The 18742-nt window shown below is 51.8% G+C and carries 9 protein-coding genes; 4 read left to right on the top strand and 5 right to left on the bottom strand.

Annotation, left to right across the window (positions count from 1 at the left end; genetic code table 11):
* Positions 1–287: 287 nt before the first annotated feature.
* The 4 genes from Q1A04_RS13175 (at position 288) to Q1A04_RS13160 (ending at position 6264) form a co-directional block, all read left to right on the top strand.
* Positions 288–1844, top strand: a complete 1557-nt coding sequence (locus tag Q1A04_RS13175; RefSeq protein WP_299706581.1) for a sodium:solute symporter — start codon at positions 288–290, stop codon at positions 1842–1844.
* Positions 1822–2874, top strand: a complete 1053-nt coding sequence (locus Q1A04_RS13170; RefSeq protein ID WP_299706578.1) for an alpha/beta hydrolase — start codon at positions 1822–1824, stop codon at positions 2872–2874. Before Q1A04_RS13175 ends, Q1A04_RS13170 begins: the two co-directional genes overlap by 23 nt.
* A 39-nt stretch (positions 2875–2913) precedes the next feature.
* Positions 2914–5415 (top strand): TonB-dependent receptor, encoded by a 2502-nt coding sequence (locus Q1A04_RS13165; protein ID WP_299706575.1) that lies wholly within the window; start codon positions 2914–2916, stop codon positions 5413–5415.
* Between the two features lie 81 nt (positions 5416–5496).
* A complete protein-coding gene (locus Q1A04_RS13160; RefSeq protein WP_299706572.1) occupies positions 5497–6264 on the top strand; it encodes a 3-hydroxybutyrate dehydrogenase in 768 nt (255 codons plus the stop codon).
* A gap of 76 nt (positions 6265–6340) precedes the next feature.
* Here the strand turns inward: Q1A04_RS13160 and Q1A04_RS13155 are convergent, their stop codons facing one another.
* The 5 genes from Q1A04_RS13155 to Q1A04_RS13135 all read right to left on the bottom strand — a co-directional run bounded on the left by Q1A04_RS13155 (position 6341) and on the right by Q1A04_RS13135 (position 18547).
* Complete coding sequence (locus tag Q1A04_RS13155; protein WP_299706569.1) at positions 6341–8344, bottom strand: OmpA family protein; 2004 nt, start codon at positions 8342–8344, stop codon at positions 6341–6343.
* 19 nt (positions 8345–8363) lie between these two features.
* On the bottom strand, positions 8364–9317 hold the full coding sequence (locus tag Q1A04_RS13150) for a type IX secretion system membrane protein PorP/SprF (protein ID WP_299706566.1): 954 nt from the start codon (positions 9315–9317) through the stop codon (positions 8364–8366).
* A gap of 27 nt (positions 9318–9344) precedes the next feature.
* On the bottom strand, positions 9345–13538 hold the full coding sequence (locus Q1A04_RS13145; protein WP_299706563.1) for an ice-binding family protein: 4194 nt from the start codon (positions 13536–13538) through the stop codon (positions 9345–9347).
* A 477-nt stretch (positions 13539–14015) separates the two neighbouring features.
* Positions 14016–14975, bottom strand: a complete 960-nt coding sequence (locus Q1A04_RS13140; protein WP_299706560.1) for a type IX secretion system membrane protein PorP/SprF — start codon at positions 14973–14975, stop codon at positions 14016–14018.
* Between the two features lie 5 nt (positions 14976–14980).
* Complete coding sequence (locus tag Q1A04_RS13135) at positions 14981–18547, bottom strand: gliding motility-associated C-terminal domain-containing protein (protein ID WP_299706558.1); 3567 nt, start codon at positions 18545–18547, stop codon at positions 14981–14983.
* Positions 18548–18742: the final 195 nt, after the last annotated feature.

Here is an 18742-nt window from a genome sequence, read left to right as displayed (position 1 = left end):
GGAGTTTGAGAGTTTAAGAGTAATCAAGAGTCGCAAGTTCTGTTTCACGAGTTACGGGTATATCGTAGGGACAGGTCGCGACCTGTCCGAATCGTGCATGAACAACAATCAACAATTTGACCATTTAACAATTTAGCCAGCCACTCAATCACTAAATCAAATCCGCCTCACCTCCCTCATTCCCGATTTCACCTCAAATTATTCCCGTTTGGCAAGTATAGGCTTCGGTTAATGTTTATTATTAGCTAAATTATTCAAGATTTCCTTAGCAATAATACCATTCGCGCATGAATAGTCTGGCATCATCGGAGCTTGTAACAGCCGGTTGGGTACTTGTACTCGCCTACGCAGGCATTATCCTGTTTTTTGTGATACGGGGTGCGCTGCGCATACGCTCCATCTCCGACTATGCCCTTGGCAATGTGGCTTTCTCGCCGGTGGCGGTCGGCCTAGCATTAGCCGCCTCCATGACCAGTGCTGCCACGTTCATCATCAATCCGGGATTTGTGGCGCTCTATGGTATCAGCGGCGTTATCTCCATGGCCATTGCCCTGCCGGTTGCGGCACTGGTGTCGCTGGTGGTGCTGACCAAAGGTTTCCGCAAGATGGGTACCGCCGTAAAAGCCCAGACCATGGCCCAGTGGATGGGACTCGTCTATAAAAGCCGCGGCTATGCCATGTTCTTCGCTTTTCTGTCGCTTTTGCTCATCACGTTTATCGTGCTGATTTGCGTGGGCCTCACCAAGGTACTGGCAAGTGTGCTCAATTTGAACGAACTGTATGTCTGTGTGGGCATCGTGGTGTTTGTGTTTGGCTACATGATGTTCGGGGGCGCCAACTCTATGGTGTACACCAATATGATCCAAGCGGTGCTCATGCTGATCGTGGCTTTTATCTTACTGGGCTCCGGCTACCAGCATTTCAGCGATGGCGTGCACGGCTTTCTGGACAGACTAGCGGCCATCGACCCTTTGCTTGTTTCCCCAACTAATCCCCAGAGCTTCCTTTTCCGTGATAACTTCGAGATTATTTTTTGCCAGATGATTATCGGCGTGGCCATTGTCTGCCAACCGCACATCATCACCAAGTCGCTCTTGCTCAAGAACGAAAAGGATGTGAACTTATACCTGTTGACAGGTGTGCTGGCCGAAGCACTATTCTTCTTAGTCGTGTTCACCGGTCTCTATGCAAGACTTTCTTTCCCGGATCTGACAGTAAACGGACAGCCCCTGCCCGTCGACGGCATCATGTCGGCCTATGTGGTGCGGGAGTTTCCGGTATACGTGGGCTTGTTGCTAGTGCTCGGGCTGATTTCAGCGGGACTATCTACCTTGGAGGGGCTAATCCAGTCACTTTCGATCACCATCACCTCCGACATCCTAACCCCGCTAGTGGGCGATAGCGTTACAGCCCGCGGTGTGGTCGTGAACCGGCTCGTGATTGTGGTGCTGGCGGCAGTGACTATTTGGCTGACGTTCGACCAGTTGCAGAACCCAAACCTAAGCGTGGGGATTTTTGCGCAGAACGGGGTATACGCTTACTTCTCGGCGGCTTTTGTGCCGGTGCTGTTTGGTATGTTCCTAAAGCGTGTGCCGCTTATCGCACCGGTTGCCGCTTCTATCACGTCAGTCATTGTGCACTTTGGGGTGTACTATGGCGGACTGACCACTTACATGCAAGCGCCTGTGCGCAACCCGGGTATAGCTGCCGCGCTGGCCATACTGGCATCCGTAGCGGTGGGCCTTATCTTTTACTATGTGTTCCGACAGCCTGTCGCCGAACCAACCACAGAAGATCCTTCACTTTTAACTGAACCGACTTATGAAAGTGAGCTCAAAAACTAAGCTGTTACTGGCTTCATTAGGCCTCCTGTACTTGCACACAGCTTGCCAGTCGGCACAGCCATCCGCCACCTCGACAGGTATAGATAACAACACCTATACTGCAACAGCCAGCACGCAAGCAACTGCCAGCACTGAAACAACTGCCGCTACACCAGCCGCCGACCCTGTGTTTGAGGGGCTGAACTACAAGTATACAGTCAAAAAAGTGACATTGCCCAGTGGCAACCGCATCGCCTATACCGACCAAGGCACGGGTACCGAAACGCTTCTCTTCATCCACGGACTCGGCAGCTACCTGCCCGCTTGGGACAAGAACGTGGCCGAGTTGAGTCAGCATTACCGCTGCATCGCCATCGACCTGCCCGGCTACGGCAAGTCCGATAAAACCGGCGTGATGGCTGGGATGGCGACTTATGCAAATAATGTGCTGGCCCTGATGGATGCCCTCCAAATAAAGCAAGCCACCCTAGTCGGCCACTCCATGGGCGGACAGATTGCCATCACCGCCGCTCTAAAAGAACCACAGCGCATCAAACACCTGATATTGGCGGCACCGGCTGGCATTGAGACATTCACAGAGCAGCAGAAACAGCTCTTTAAAATGACCGTGACGCCGGAGAGCGTGCAGAAAACCACTCCGGAACAAGTGGCGGCCAACTTCAAAGTGAACTTCCACCAAATGCCTGCCGATGTGCAGTACATGATTGACGACCGCCTGAAAATGACCGAATCAGCTGAATTTGGAGCTTACAGTACCGCTGTGGCAGGCAGTGTGGCTGCCATGGTCGACGAGCCGGTGTACGAACAGCTGCCGCAGGTGCAGGTACCTACGCTGATCATTTTCGGAGCACAAGACGCTCTTATACCAAACCGCTACCTCAACCCGGACCTCACCACCCAAGTTGTGGGCGAAACCGGCCGCGAGCGCATTCCCAACAGCCAGCTAGTAATGATACCCGAAGCCGGCCATTTCTTGCAGTATGAGCAAGCCGAAGCATTTAACAAAGCGATTCGGGACTTCCTGAAATAGCATCTACATACTAACCTTAAACATCTAACCTACATTGCCATGAAAAAAATTTACACACTCCTGTTCGCACTCCTCGCAGTGACACAGGTGGCACTCGCCCAAAGCGGCAGTGTCAAAGGCCGCGTGTTCGGGGCCGACTCCGGTGAGCCTTTGAATGGCGCCACGGTGCTGCTGGAGGGCACAACCAAAGGCGCCTCCACTAACGCTGCCGGCGAGTTCAGTATCATGGACGTACCAACTGGCACGTATAACCTGCGCATTTCCTATGTAGGCTATATTTTCCCCAGACAGTCTATTACTGTAACATCAGGCAGCACCACCGACATCGGTACTGTCACCATGAACATGACGAACATGGTGGGCGAAGAGATTGTGGTTACCGCCTCCCGCCGTCCAGAGAAATTAACGGAAGCGCCTGCTGCCATCAGCGTTATTTCCTCTCGTGATTTGGCAGAGCTGCCTTCTTTCAACGTAGGAGAGCTGCTCAACAAGGTACAGGGTGTAGAAGTGGTGCGCTCCGGTGTGGCCGGTATCGGCATCAATGCCCGTGGCTTCAACAATGCTTTTAACGTGAAGATGTTCCAGCTCACTGATGGACGTAACTCGATGCTGCCTGGCGGCACAGGTCTTCCGGCTGGTTTGTACAACACCGTGATCAAAGAAGACATTGAGCGCGTGGAAGTAATTCTGGGTCCGTCTTCAGCACTGTATGGCCCGAACGCGCACAACGGTATCATCAACACCATCACCAAAGACCCGCGTCGTTATCCGGGCACAACTGTAACGGTAGGTGCCGGTAACCAAAACGTGCTTACGGCCCGTGCCCGCCACGCCGGTGTCATTAACAGCAAGTTTGCCTACAAAGTAAACGCAGAGTACACAGAGGGTAAGGACTTTGAGTTTATTGACACCGTGTATAACGCTACATTAGGCGCATTGCCTGAGTATGACGTAGACTTCAACTTCAATTTCAAGCGTGCCAATGCTGCCGTATACTACAGCCCGACTCAAAACATGGACATCATTCTGGATTACGGTATCGGACAGGGCTCTAACATCGGCGTGACCAACAATGGTCGCAATCAGATCAACGGCTGGACATTCCAATATCTGCACGGTCGCATCGTGACGCCACGCATCTTCGCGCAGGTATACAACACATGGAACGACGCTGGCGATACTTACCAGATAAACGCCCGTACTAATAACTACTACACCTTGCGTGCCTTGGGTCAGTCACAGGATGTGGCCCACGAGAAATCTAAGACAGGTGCTCCGGCAGGCTCACTTTACCCTAACTCACCTGCCATCGCTTTCCCAGGCTTCATCGACAAGAGCCACCGATTGAACGGAGAGGTGCAGTACAACAACAGTTACGCCGGCTTTGATGTGATCACGGGTTTGAGCTTCCAGCGTGACGTGGCCTACAGCCGTCAGACCTACCTCGACGACCGTAACGGCAACATTATCCTGAACCAGTATGGTGCTGTGGCGCAGATTGAACGTGGATTGGGAGATCGCCTTCGCGCTGTGGTAGGTGCCCGTGTCGACCGCCATGACAACTACGGCACGCAGTTCAGCCCGAAAGCGGCTCTTACACTGAATGCCCTTGCTGGTACTTTCAGAGCAACGTACGGCCGTGCCTATTCTGCCCCTTCTATCCAGTTTCAAGAGTTTTATCTGAACAACGGTGCCTTGGCCATTTTGGGTAGCGGCGCCGGTCTGACGATACAGAACACCGAGACAGGTGCAACTCGTGAGATTCCAAAACTGGAGCCGGAGCGTGTACAGACCTTCGAACTAGGTTATAAAGGCACACCAACCGAGAAATTTTATGTTGACTTGAGCACATGGTACTCGATGTCAGAAGACTTTATTTCGCCACTAACAGGCATTACTCCTATTCTAGGCAAAGAGAAAGTGATTCGTAAGGGTGATGAGGATGTAAGCGAAGCAGCTGCGAATGCTCTGAATTACTACCTCACCTACCTCAACTATGGCAACGTGAATTCTTGGGGCACGGATCTTGGCTTAAACTATTACCTAAGCAACAATTTCAGCATTGGTGCCAAGTACTCTTACTTCAACTCCGATATCACGGACCGTGACAACCTCGACAACGACGCAAACGGCGATGGTACAGTAACACCGGCAGAAAGTAGCCTCAACGCGCCGAAGCATCGCTATAATTTCAACTTCACGGCCCGTGACCTGTTCAGCAACAAGTTCTTCGGCTCGGTGAATGTGCGCATTCTCCCGGAATATGACTTCTTTTCAGGGTCACAGGTGGCAGCCCGCGAAAACCGGGAGCAGCGTGTTGCCCCGCTCCTTTACAACTACGGCCCGCTGGGCGGCTTTACTTCTGTGGATGTGAGCGCCGGCTATAAGTTCACGCAGATGATCACACTGGGTGCCAGCGTATCCAACCTGTTCAATGCAGAGCAACGCGAGTTCGTGGGTTCTCCGGTAATCGGCCGTTTGTACTCCGCTGAACTGCGCTTCGACTTTGGTGGCAGAAAAAATAAGAACGAAGTTAGGTAGATAGATTAAGGTGAAGGCAGGGCGCCCCTAAGGGGCGCTCTGTTTTTTTACAAGCTTATTTCAATTACAAGACCTTTACAGATGAAGAATGCAATTATCACAGGGGGCACCAGTGGCATTGGTTTAGGTATAGCCCGTTTGTTTGCAGCGCATGGCTACAACCTGTTGCTGAACGGACTTGAGAAAAACGGCCAACAAATTGCCGATGACTTGGCTCAGGAGTATGGCGTTGATGTTACATTTTCGTCGGCTAACATGCAGCAACCCGACCAGATACGCGGGATGGTACAACAGGCAGAAAAGGAGCTCGGTCAGGTAGATGTGCTCATCAACAATGCAGGTATACAGCATGTGTCTCCAGTGGAGGAATTCCCTGAAGACCGCTGGGATGCGATCATTGCCATCAATATGTCGGCCACCTTCCATGCTTCCAAAGCGGTTTGGCCCGGCATGAAGGCACGTGGGTTTGGGCGTATCATTAATATCGCCTCGGCACACGCCTTGCGGGCATCAGAATACAAAGTAGCCTATGTGGCAGCCAAGCATGGGGTAGCAGGTATAACTAAGGTGTTAGCGCTGGAAGGCGCTCCGCTCGGCATTACCTGCAACGCTATCTGCCCCGGTTACGTGCGCACCCCACTGGTGGAGGCTCAAATAGCTGACCAAGCAATGGCGCATGGTATGTCTGAATCGGATGTGATTGAAAAGGTGATGTTGAAAAAGCAGCCCATCAAGCAATTTGTGGAGATAGAAGCGCTGGGCAACTTAGCGCTATACCTTGCCTCCGAGGCGGCAGGTCAACTAACAGGCTCTATGTTGCCGGTGGATGGCGGCTGGTCTGCGCAGTAAGCTATACCTGTACAGCATTATAAAGCAAAAGACCCGGCACTTCGGAAGTGCCGGGTCTTTTGTAATACCTTAATGTTTATTTACCGATGATCTTAAACTCGGTGCGGCGGTTCACTTGATGTTGTTCTTCCGAACATTCTACGTAATCGCCGCACTTGTTACGCAACTTTGATTCACCATAGCCTTTGGCCACAAGACGTTTGCGGTCTATACCCTTTGAAACGATATAATCTACGGCAGCCTGTGCACGGCGATCCGACAGGTCTTGGTTGTATTTGCGCGTCTGGCGGCTGTCGGTATGCGAGCTCAGTTCGATACGGATAGTCGGGTTAGCTTTCAGCACACGAACCAGTTTGTCCAGTTCGATGGCCGCATCCGGACGAATGTCATGCTTATCGAGATCGTAGAAAATGTTCTCCAGTACGATCGGAACGTTTGGCGTATCGCGGTACATGATCATCTGCACCAGAAGCGAGTCTACACTGAAGCGACAGTCTGGCGTGAACAGGATCGTCTGTGTCAGATAGCCTTTCTTACTGCCCCGGATGGTATACTGCATACCGGCCTCCACCTTATAGCCGAAGCCACCCACGGAGTCGGAGTGGTTTTCATTCATAGTTCCTATGTTCTCTTCGAAGAGCTGCAGGAGTACATTGTCAACCACCACTTTCTTCTTGATGTGCGTGCCCGGCTGATCCACCATTTCGTAGGTTTGTCCCAAAAGCGTACACTCCACAGGCACTTCCTTAAAGCTGTAAATATTATCGAAGCCTGTGGCGCTCTGTCTGGCAGATGAAAGCCAGCCCTTCTTACCGGTAGTGTCAACTGCTATACCTAGGTCGTCGCGCGAGGTGTTGAGCGGATACATCAGGTTCAGCACACGAGTCCAGCTACCGAGTTCTCCTTCTGCTTTAAAGATATCGAGTCCACCCAAGCCTAGATGCCCGTCCGATGAAAAATAAAGCTTTCCGTCAGCCCCTATACTTGGGAAACTCTCGCGGCCAGTCGTATTAATTACCTCACCGGCATTCATGGGCTCTCCCCAGCCACCGTCTGCTTGTCTTTCACTGTAGTAGATGTCGGTTTCGCCTATACCTCCCGGCATATCCGACACAAAGAATAGCACTTTGCCGTCCGGTGTTACAGCCGGATGCCCTACTGAGTACTCCTGCGGCTTGTTGTATTTAAAGGGCTTAACATCTGCCCATTCATCTCCTTTGCGTTTAGCTGTGTAGATTTCTAGGCGATTGATAACATCTCCGGCCTTGGCATTTGTACCGCCCACCCAGCTCGTAGGGTCGGTATTCACTTGCCCACGCCCACGCTTCACACTATTGGTTCGCGTAAAGAACAGGAGGTTCTCCTGAGCTAGGTAAGAGGCTGGGCCATTGTGGTAGTCCGTGTTGACCTCTTTGCCTAGAGCGCTAGGCGCAGCCCACGTAGAATCAGATGTGGAGGCGGCATAATAAAGCTGCACATAGCCATTGCCAGTCCAATTGAAGCGCTCGTTTTTCTTACTCTTTTCCGGAGCTTTCAGTCTGTCTGAAGAGAAAACCATGTCGCCGTTGGGCAGAATGATCGGGCTAAAGTCAACCCCTGATGAGTTGAGGCTGTCCTCGGCTACTATTTCATAGGATAGCGGACGTCTGGTCCAAAGCGCAGCTGAATCGCAGGATGCGGCTAATCGCATGGCTATTTCTGCACGCTCCGGTACACGGTCGGCGTAAGTGGTATACAACTCTTTAGCCTTCGTATAGTTGCCGTTTCGCTTGGCAGCCTCCGCGTAGTGGAAAGTGCTGACCGGGTTGGCGTTGGCAAAGCCCGCCGCCTGCGCATACCAGAACTCCGCCTCTTTGCTGTTGTTCATGAGGCGGTAGCTGTCTGCGATGCGCTCGAGCAGGTACGCATCCGGCTCGGTTCGCTCCATAATCTTTTTGTAGCTTTCTAAAGCCAACGCGTACTCAAAGCTATTGAAATGCTTTTCCGCCTGCTTCATCTCTTTTTTCTGCGCATGCCCTGTTACCGGCCAAGCACATGTGATGGCAATAAGAATCAGAAAAGGTATAATTCGTACTCTCATGTCTGCTTTCAGAGTGTGGTTAGAAGTATCGTGGAGTCAGCATACGCGTGTCCTGCTTTTTGAAGAACGAATAGCCGAGCGATATCTCGTGGCTGGCGTGCTGCCGCAGTGCGTTCAAGCTCACATCGTAGGAGTAGCCAAGACGCAGTTTAGGCGTCACGTACAGCTGGGCAATGGCGGCCCACGCATTTCGGTTGTCCAGTTGATACTCGTCAGAGTAGTTGCTGTGTGTCTTTACAGCCGTGCGGTAGGAGCCACCTAACCAGATACGCTCTCCCAACAAGAAGAAGGCATTGAGATCTAAACTCGTCGGGCTGTTAAAGTCCTCCTTTACTAGGAAACTCGGCTTGAAGATAATAGTGGAGGAAAGATCGAGTACATATCCCGCCGAAAGAAAATAATGCCTGTTGGGCATGGTTACTTCCATCTCATCTCCTTTGGTGTTGATCAGGTTGGCAACAGAAAGCCCCGTGTAAAAACGCTCGGTGTTAAAGAAAGCGCCAATTCTGAAATCAGGCATAAGCTCTGACACCCTTGCTGGCCTAAGCACTTGGTCAGGTCTTGTATTGCCTGTGTTCAGCTTGGTGCCGTCTAGGGTATACTGCGCCAGACCCGCCGCAAAGCCCAAAGACAGTTTTGCCGTTTCGCTCATCTGCAGCCTCACAGCCAAGTTGCCGTGCAGTCCCCTTTGGCTCTGCGCGCCCAGTTCGTCGTTCATCGCATTCAATCCAAAGCCCAGACGGCCGCTGCGAGAGGCCCCGTCCAAACTGAATGTCTGTGTGGTCGGTGCCCCTTCTATACCTACCCATTGGCTACGGTGGGTTACATTGGCGTTCAGAATCTCCTTGCTGCCGGCATAGGCAGGGTTGATTATTAACTCGTTGAAGATATACTGTGTGTATTGCGGCGCCTGCTGCGCAAAGCCTTTGCAGGCCAGCAGCAACATCACCAGAAGCACCCCTAATTTTCGCATGGTAATCAGCTTAATACGTTTGTTTTCTTATCGGACGATCATCACATAGCCTTTGTACACCTTCTCGGTGCCATCACACAGCGTCAGGCGCATCAAGTAATAATAAGTACCTTCTGCGAGCCTGTCGCCATTCCAGTTGTTTTGATAAGCTTTGCTCTTATACACTTCGTTACCCCAGCGATTCACAATTGTCACTTCATTGTCAGGGTAATTAGACAGGTTACCGATTACCCATGTGTCGTTTTCGCCATCGTTATTTGGGGTGAACACATTCGGAACTTTCAGATCGGCTTCGCGCTGGCTTGGGTCAGAGAGCATTACCACCGGCTCACTCTGGCACTGCCCATTATCAGCACTCACCTTCACTTCTCCTTTTGCATTGCCTTGCATCACGGTAATCACGCTTGTGCCCTGACCTGACAAAATTTCCCATCCGGCTGGCAATTCCCAAGTAAAGGTGCTTGCTGGACTGTCTGATTCAAGTTCGTAAGTGGCTATATCGGAGCAGGCGACAGTGCGGTCTATAATGCGGCTGATGACCGGCAGCTGGTTCACAGCAACAGCCAGCGTAGTGGCGTCGCTGCTATTACAGTCATTTACCGAGGCCACTTTCACTTCACCTGAAACAGTGCCGATCTTCACCGTAAGCTGTGTGGTTCCCTGACCCGAAACAATGGTCCAGCCCTGCGGCACGGTCCAGTTGTATGACTCCGCATTGGATACTTGCGCTATGGTATAAGTCGCCGTGCTAGCGGCGCAAATATTATCCGGTCCGTTGACTGCGGTAGGGGGCAGCGGCGGGCTCTCCATTACACGCACTGCAAGCTTAGAGTCAGCCGTTGTGCCGCAGGCATTGCGAGCGCTCACTTTTATCTCGCCGCCATTAGCACCTATTTTCACTCTGATCCTGTTTGTGTCTTTGCCCTCCAGAATCTCCCAGCCAGCAGGAAGCACCCAAAGATATACATTCGCTCCATCGATAGCCGGGATTGAGTAGATCACATCTGTTTTTCCGGCGCAAGGCATTGCTGGGCCAGCAATAGGCTCTGGATTTACCAGTGGGCGCTGCGGTGCTGTCACTAGCTTCACGCTTTCGCTCTGCCCACATGAATTGATTGCCTTCACTGTCACCTCTCCACCAGTAATACCGGCTGTGGCGGTGATTTTGGTTGTTCCCTGACCCGAAACAATGGTCCAGCCCTGTGGCACGGTCCAGTTGTAGCTGGTAGCTGTGGCTACAGCCGCAATTCTGAAGACCAGATTCGTGGCATTACCACAGTAAGTCTCGCTTTCACTTGTTATAGCTAAAGGCATAGGCGGCACTTGGCCAACTGATTTTACGGTAAGGGCGGAGGCAGTACTCTTTGTGCCACAGTTATTAACAGTAGCCACTGTCACCTGACCTTGTGCAGCACCTGCTTTCACCGTAACACGGGTAGTGCCTTGGCCTTCTATAATTTCCCAATCCGCACCCGGGAAAGTCCAGTGATAAGACTTGGCACCCTGTACAGGTGAAATCGAGTAGGTTTGGTTCAGGCCTGCACAATACTGGGCCTCACCTGTTATTGGTCCCGGAATCGGGGGAGCCACATTAGGTACAGGTACAACACGAAGCTTGGCCGGCACACTGTCACCGCACGGGTTGGAAGCTGTAACGGTTATATCGCCTGACTGAGTGCCTACTTTCACCAAAATCTGCGTTGATCCTTGTCCGGATATGATTGTCCAGCCAGAAGGCACGGCCCAGATGTACTCGAGTGTTTGATCAACCGGCTCCAAGCTGTATACTGCTTCCAGTTGCCCTACACATACCTCCTCAGGACCTCTGATAGCGAATGGTGTTGCCGGAACCGCTGTAAAAGGCTTTACGGCAAGGGTGGCAGCGGCACTTTGTCCGCATGAGTTAGATGCTACCACAGATACATTCCCCTCTTGAGTACCGATCAAAACTGTGATACGGGTGGTTCCCTGTCCATTGCTGATCGTCCAAGTTGGAGGCACCGACCAAGTATACTCCTGTGCACCTGCGACAGGCTCTATTTCGTAAACAGTCGATTTAGAGGTACAGCCAAAAGCAGCACCAGTAATTTCCTTGGGCGTAATTGGAGCAGCCGTGGTCGTAGTCACATCTTTTCGACTTGTACCGCTTGTGCCGCAATCGTTCACTGCTTGCACTCTAATTTGGCCACCACTTGCGTTTGGAGCAAGCGTAACTGTAATTTCAGGCGTGTCTTGTCCAGAGGTAATCGTCCAGCCGTCCGGCACATACCAGATGTAGCGTGTTGCAGTTGGGACAGGCTCCACGGAGTACTTCGTGCCGACACTGCCTTGGCACACTGGGAAAGCACCGGAAATTGCTCCCGGATCAGCTGGTGGCCCCGGCACTGGCACCACATCAAACTCCCTAGAGGCGCTCGTTCCGCACGGGTTAAGGCCCTTTACAGTCACCTTGCCACCCACGCCATTCGGATTAACCGTTATAGTGCTAGTTCCCTGTCCTTCTATTAGTGTCCAAGCCGATGGGTACTCCCACACATATTCTGCCACATCGTCGCTAGCTGTCACACTGAAAGTTACGCGATCTGTTGTTACACAGAAGGACAGTGTACCGGACCCAGAAATGGCGCTTGGTTGAGCAGGTGCCTGAAGAAAAGGTTTTACTTCGAGTTCGGACGGTTCGCTTTTGCCGCAGACGTTTTCAGCTGTCACCATTATTTTGCCTGCGTTTGTGCCTGCAGTTACGGTGATCTGAGTTGTGCCCTGCCCTGCCGTTATGCTCCAGCCCTGCGGCACCGTCCAATTATACTTCGTGGCATCCGGCACTGCGGCAATAGAATACACACCGCTCTCTCCCGCACACACGCCCTCATTTGCCGTGATAGGTCCCGGCTTTTGAGGCGGGTCCGGGAAGTTGTTCACCTTGAGTCGGCTCGGTGGCGTGGCGCCACAGCTGTTGTTTACCGATACCTGTATAAAAGCCTCATCATTTCGGCCTACTGCTTCCACAACAATAGTTGTGGTGCCTTGGCCACTGACGATTCTCCAACCACTGGGCACGCTCCAAGTATAGCCTGTGGCACCCACAACTTGATCAACTCTGTACTCGCCCGTTGTTCCTACACAAAGCTCAACGGGACCTGTAATGACACCCGCATCAGGCAACACCGCGCAGAAGCTCATTTCGACAGTGTTGTTTTGCCAAATTTCGTCATCTGCAGCTCCTGATATGGTGCCACGCACAAAGCCGGGGCCTGTTTCAGTAATGGTGGCTGTTATCGTTAGCGTATAGGATTCGCCTACGTTAACCCTTCCAACATTCCACACCCACCTGCCGCTTTCGAGCGTCAGGGTAGATCCGGGAGCGGTCGTGGTATAGGTGTGATTATTTCCTGTAAAAATAAGTTGCGTAACTTTTACGTCGTCGTCTACTGGCCCTTTGTTGGTAGCCGTAATGGTATAGGTGATGGTCTGCCCTACGATGTAGCGGTCAACACCGGCATTTCCGTCCGTCTTCTGAATTTTGATCTCTAGATCCGTAGGCAGGAAAAAGTTGTTATTATTCAGGTTGACTGTTCCTTGAAGTGAAGCCACACGTCCCCTCACGCTAGCCCCGTCGCCCAAGGTGACGTCCTGCCGTGCTAGGTAATTCCCCTTTAGTTCCGCACTGTTGCCTACTGTCAGGCCTCCCTCGATTACCCAGAACACATTGCCGATTCTGGCGTCCTTTACTAGCTCAATGTCCACACTGGCCCCTATACTCAGGTTGCCCTTGATGATGAAAATAAAAACTGCATTCGGATTATTAGCCGCATCCAAGATGATATCCGATGTGATGCTGCCGTTACCATTAAGTTCGTATACGCCAGGCGCAAATGTGCGCCCGCCTATTTCAGGTCCGGAAAGGGTGGTAGTAACGGGAGTTGATGCGGCCGTATTATAAACGGAGAGGGCAGACTGCAAGGCTGCCTCAGCGGGGGCATTCCTGTTTTCAATGCCTCGCCACACGGAACCGGCGCTGAAGCCCTGTGCATTTTGCTTAACAGAGGCCACTTTGGCACGTACAATTGTGTTGGAATTATCCGCATTCACAACCCTTTGATTGCCTACAACGTTATAGTCGTAAAATGCACCTAGACTGGGAGCCTGCTGAGCATTAGCGCCAAACACAATCAGCCATAAACCCAGCACGAGTGGCAAGGTTTTACTTAAGAAGCTTGTCATGAAATCAGTAAGTATAAGTTTGTTATAGAACTTGGCGTTTAAGTTTTCAACCATCATTAGCCGCAGATTGCTCTCACCCATCTGTCAGCTTCTCTTCTTCCTCTCTACCAGCCAAATAAGGCGCAATAATATACTTTAAAAAGTACATTAAAAAGCTTCAAAAGTATATTGCATACAATTTGGGCTATATTAAGCTCTAAAATTTAACAAAAAATGATACAAACCAAATTTTAAGTTAAAGTTTAAACTTAATTACATCAAAGTCCTATATTGGTTTGCGCGCTGTTAACTCCTTATTGCCTAGGTATATTAGTATTACTCACTCTGATCCACAGCCTACCAGTCAGTCTCAATAGTACTAATTTAGACAGGCCGCAAAAGTAGCCACAATTAGGCATACTCTTTATCAGCGATATAAAAAAATATCACATTCAGGACGTTTTTAGATTTGCACTTTAGCGCTAAGGAAAGGAAGCGTTACCATACCCATTGCGGGCAGATTATACGGCGATCGTTGAGTAGTTTGAAGCCTATTACCACCTCGTGGGTGCCGGCGCTCACTCGGTTAAGACTTGAAGTTGTGGCATCGTAAGAATAAGAGATATCAAGCAAAGGGCTTATGTATACCCCCACCATACCGACCAAGGCGTCTTTATGCCGATAAGACGCGCCTACCCAAAAACGCTCATCATATAACGCCCTTAGGTTGAAGTCCATGGCAAGCGGGCTTGGAGCCGCCAGTTTGAGCATAACGGATGGGATGAAGTCAATCTTGTCAAAGGTACTGAAGCGGTAACTACCCGTCAGAAAGTAGTGGCGCTGTAGGTCTAGCGAAACGTTGTTCTCGTTGGCAGCGCGGAATGTCCCGGCGTTCTCTAGCAACTGCGCACCGGCAAGCCCGACCGAAAAATCGCGTGAATACACCCAGATGCCCAACGAAAGATCAAGCACGTTTTGGTTAATGGCCCCTCCGCCCAACAGCGGGTCGCTTGGATTAGTGAACTGCAGGTCAGCATTGTTAACCGAATTGCGGATAATACCCGCCGCTACCCCTGCCGATGCGTTGATCTTGCGCGTAAGGGGCAGGTGATAGGCGTATGTACCGGAAAGCCCCGTGCGGCGCAAGGGCCCTGTCTTATCCGTATGAAAAATGATACCTGCCCCGTGGTGGGCAAGCGCTTTGGCATACTTGGTACTGGTCATACCCTTGTTGAGAGGCATATGCGCTGTGAGGTAGTACGTGACAGGTGCACCGTCGAGCCCTACCCATTGCTGGCGGTTGCTCACCCTTATATCAGCATAGTCTTCTATACCTGACAGAGCGGGGTTGAGAAGAAAGTTATTGACCATGTACTGGCTATACTGCGGACGCTGCTGTGCGAAAGCCTGCATGATAACACCAACCAATACAACCAACAGGAGAGACAGCTTTTTCATAGTCATTATCTAATAATAGTCACATGCCCTGAAATTGGCTTTTCGGAGCTGTTGAGGTAAATAATGTAATAATAAGTAGCTACAGGCAGGGACTCGCCATTGTATGTACCGTCCCAAGGCGTGGCATAGCCAGTTGAACTGAAAATTTGGTTACCCCAACGGTTAAATATTTCGATGCGGGCATCCGGATAGTTCTGGATGTTCTCAATCTCCCACACATCATTCACCCGGTCGCCATTCGGCGAGAAGGCGTTAGGCGCCGTGATGGCAGGTATAACCGTTACGGTCACTTCGTCGGTGGCGGTACAGCCTTCTTCGGTCGTCACTGTTACGGTATAAGTCGTCGTCACCTCCGGACTGGCTACCGGATTGGATACAGTCGTATTGCTCAGCCCGGCAGCAGGCTCCCACTGGTAGGAAACGCCACCCGATGCACGCAGCTCTGTTGTCTGCCCCTGTATAATGGTCACATCTGGGCCGGCATCGGCCTGTGGCGTGACAATGATGACAGGTGCAGCCGTTCGCGTTGCGCTAACACACTGATTGTTATTCACGGCCTGTACATAGAAGGTCGTATTGCGATTCAGTTCCGGCGTCACGAAGGTATTGCCGACAAAAAGCGGCGTTCCGCCTGTAGGCACGTCGTACCACTCAATCGTGTTGCCATTCGCATTGGCGACCGTCAGGGTAGCAGGTCCACCTGGACAGGCGCGCGCCTCACTCACTGTCAGCACTGGTGCCGCAGGCAGTGACAGCACTGTAATCTGCACAGCCTCGGAGGCGTTGTCACATCCTTCAGACAGGGCAACACGCCTAAACCACGTGTCGCGGGTCAGTGCCGGAGGGGTATAGCTGGCTCCTGAGTTATTACCGGGAGCCGGGTTAAAGCCTGAAGTAGGTCCGCTGATACTGCTTTCCCAGCGGTAGGTAATGTTGCCGCTTCCGCCCGAAGGGGTGCTACCGGTCAATGCCGCCGGCACTACACCGGAACAAACCTCCTGCGGGGCCGAAATACTGTTCCCGGTAATGCTTGGTCGCACATTGATAACCACTGGCTCACTTATACTTGGCGTACACTGGCCTGACCTCACCACTCGCTGATACCATGTGGTTTGCGTGATACTGCCCGGCGTATAGCTTTGCTGGTTGTTTGTGCCCGGCGCTGCCGTGAAGTTGCCGCTGGCGCCCGTCGTACTGATCTGCCACTCATAGGTATAGGTGCCGCTTCCGCCCGAAGGGGCAGAGCCAGTCAGCGCTGCAGGGGCAGTGCCAGTGCACACATTCTGCTGGGCCGGTGTTACGGTATTGTTTGTGAGAGCGGGGAATACTCGGATTCTAACAGCCTCAGAAGGAGATTCGCAATTACCCGAAATAACGATTCGCCGGAACCACGTGTCCCCAGACAGGCCGGAAGGAGAGTAGTTCTCTCCGCTGTTAGGAGTAGGTGCAGCTACAAATCCCGCGTCTGGCCCTGTAGTGCTCAGTTCCCAGCGATAGGTATACGGTCCACCTGCGCCACCGCTTGGCTGCGACCCGATCAATTGGGCCGGCTCGTCACCTGTACAAATTTCCTGCAGTGTCGGCGTAATTGTATTGGCACTTAACGGCACTGGCTCTACGGCGATCACCTCCACTACATTACTGGAGTCCGGTGAGCAGTTGGCCGAGCGCACCACCCGCCTGAACCAAGTGGTTGCATTAATGGGCTGAGTAGGGGTGTAGTTCTGGTTGTTGTTCACGCCGGGCGCTGCGGCATAGCCTCTATTCGGAGCAGTGGTACTGATAAGCCATGTATAGGCGTAAGGCGTTGTTTCGTCACCGCCTGATGGCCTCGTGCCAGTCAGTGCGGCCACTACGCCACCTCTACAGACACTGCGCGTTTCATCCCCCTCAATCAGGTTGTTTGCAATGCGTGGGTTGGCTGTTACCGTTACCCGTTTTTTCGGCCCGATACATACAACGCCTTGCGCTGAGTCTCGCGCTGCGACAAAGTAATCGTTGTTGCCAGCCGGAAGTGGTGGTGTCGTAAAAGTCTGTCCGATGAAAATAGGAGTCGCATTCGGATCGTCGGAATCAAACCATGCATAAGTTGGCCCCGGTGCTGTTGGCGTCAGTTCCACAAAGTCGCCCTCGCAGACAATGCCCGGATTTTGTATGGTCGGCTGCCCCGGCTGCTGCAGTATGATCACCTGTATAGGCGGCTGCGGCTGGCCTTGGAAAATGGAATTGGAGCTACCGCACTCATTCACCGCCTCGACCGATATGTTGTATGTGCCGGGCCTGTCAAAATCATATCCATAGGTGAAATTATCAGAATTGAAGGTTCGCGTGGTCGCACCTTGGGGGCCGGTGATGCCAACCGTCACAGTGATGTTCTCACCAAAGTTCTTGTCGATCCCGATACCTCCTCCACCACCCGGAATGCCTCCTCCGCTAAGGCTAAAGCCACTTAGATCTAGGGTTGTGGGACCGCAAAACACGCCTCCCTGTGGCGGCTGCACCTGTGGCCACCCTACTACTATGCTCTGAGATGCCGTATCCGCATCACAGGCATTCGTCACAATCTGCTCTATAGTGTACACCCCGGAAACGGAAAACTTAAAGACCGGATTTTGATCCGTAAGTGTACCTGATACCAGCTCATAACCCTGATCCGGTGTGATGCTCCATTCATAGGTTAAACCTCCTCCTTTAGCCGTGTCCTCAATTGTTACGATGATCGGCACACAAGGCGGCTGTTGGGTCTCATTTTCCCGTTTTCGCTCAAACTGAAAACCTGCCGTCGGTTCGCGGCTGACGCTGTAGGTTTGTGTGAAGAGCTCCTCGCAACCGTTGCCCGAAATGGCTCTGATCACAATTTCAAAATCCCCCACTTCTGTGTAAGGGTTCGGGTTAGAAATCGGAAAGGCGGAAGCTTGGTACTGTACCTCTCCACTTTCATCGCCCCAGTCCACGAAATAGCTACGGATGTCGCTTAGATAGGGCTCTGCAGTTGTGTTAGTAATGATGGCCGTTACACTTATTTCATCATCTGCAACTGTATCGGGCAGACAGGTTTGGAAGTCGTTTTCCTCGGTAAAGGAGATCTCCGGCAGCGGACGCACCTGCACTTCGCGCACCACCGGCTCAGACTCACAGCTTGTCTCGCGGCTTGTTGCAAAAACGGTTACATCAAACTCCTCTATACCGGTGCCGCGCAGGTCGTAGGCATACGTCACATTGGACCCGCGGGCCGTGTTGCCATCACCAAAATCCCATGAATAAATGAAGAGCGCGTCGTCTGCGTTGTTTACTGAAAAGGCTAAAGCAGTGCCCGCACAGGCTGCAGTGGAGGGAGTGACAGTGAAATTCGGTGGCGCCGGGCGGCTATTGACTGTAATGGGTATCTCAGAAGAAGTGTTTGTGTCGCAAGTAGAACCTGATACCTCTACTCTGTACCTGCCAGTTTCAGTAACTTGCAAGTCTCTGCTTGTGATTCCGGTCTGAACGCCGTCCTTAAACCACACATAAGTAAATCCCTCAGGAGCTCTTAAGATAGTTTCTTCACCTTCACACAGAACAGTACGTCCCACAATCTGTACAGTGTTTGGGCAAGGAGCCGCCCAAGCACGACCACTTGATAACAACAGAAAAGCAAGCAAACTAAAGAACAGATGCCTATGTAGAAGTCGGCGCATCGGATCAGGGTTAAAGGGTGAATGGGCTATTACACGGATATAACGAAATTCTTAATAATTATGATTTACCAACCCTTGCTTAAATTATCA

The organism is uncultured Pontibacter sp. (assembly GCF_947499215.1).
Lineage (GTDB): Bacteria > Bacteroidota > Bacteroidia > Cytophagales > Hymenobacteraceae > Pontibacter.
This window is presented reverse-complemented; position numbering and strand designations above follow the sequence as displayed.

What these genes read in the sequence shown, in the direction of transcription:
- Q1A04_RS13150 (WP_299706566.1), bottom strand. Translation starts at nt 9,317, where the DNA reads ATGCGAAAATTAGGGGTGCTTCTGGTGATGTTGCTGCTGGCCTGCAAA.
- Q1A04_RS13140 (WP_299706560.1), bottom strand. Translation starts at nt 14,975, where the DNA reads ATGAAAAAGCTGTCTCTCCTGTTGGTTGTATTGGTTGGTGTTATCATG.
- Q1A04_RS13165 (WP_299706575.1), top strand. Translation starts at nt 2,914, where the DNA reads ATGAAAAAAATTTACACACTCCTGTTCGCACTCCTCGCAGTGACACAG.
- Q1A04_RS13160 (WP_299706572.1), top strand. Translation starts at nt 5,497, where the DNA reads ATGAAGAATGCAATTATCACAGGGGGCACCAGTGGCATTGGTTTAGGT.
- Q1A04_RS13175 (WP_299706581.1), top strand. Translation starts at nt 288, where the DNA reads ATGAATAGTCTGGCATCATCGGAGCTTGTAACAGCCGGTTGGGTACTT.
- Q1A04_RS13170 (WP_299706578.1), top strand. Translation starts at nt 1,822, where the DNA reads ATGAAAGTGAGCTCAAAAACTAAGCTGTTACTGGCTTCATTAGGCCTC.
- Q1A04_RS13155 (WP_299706569.1), bottom strand. Translation starts at nt 8,344, where the DNA reads ATGAGAGTACGAATTATACCTTTTCTGATTCTTATTGCCATCACATGT.
- Q1A04_RS13145 (WP_299706563.1), bottom strand. Translation starts at nt 13,538, where the DNA reads ATGACAAGCTTCTTAAGTAAAACCTTGCCACTCGTGCTGGGTTTATGG.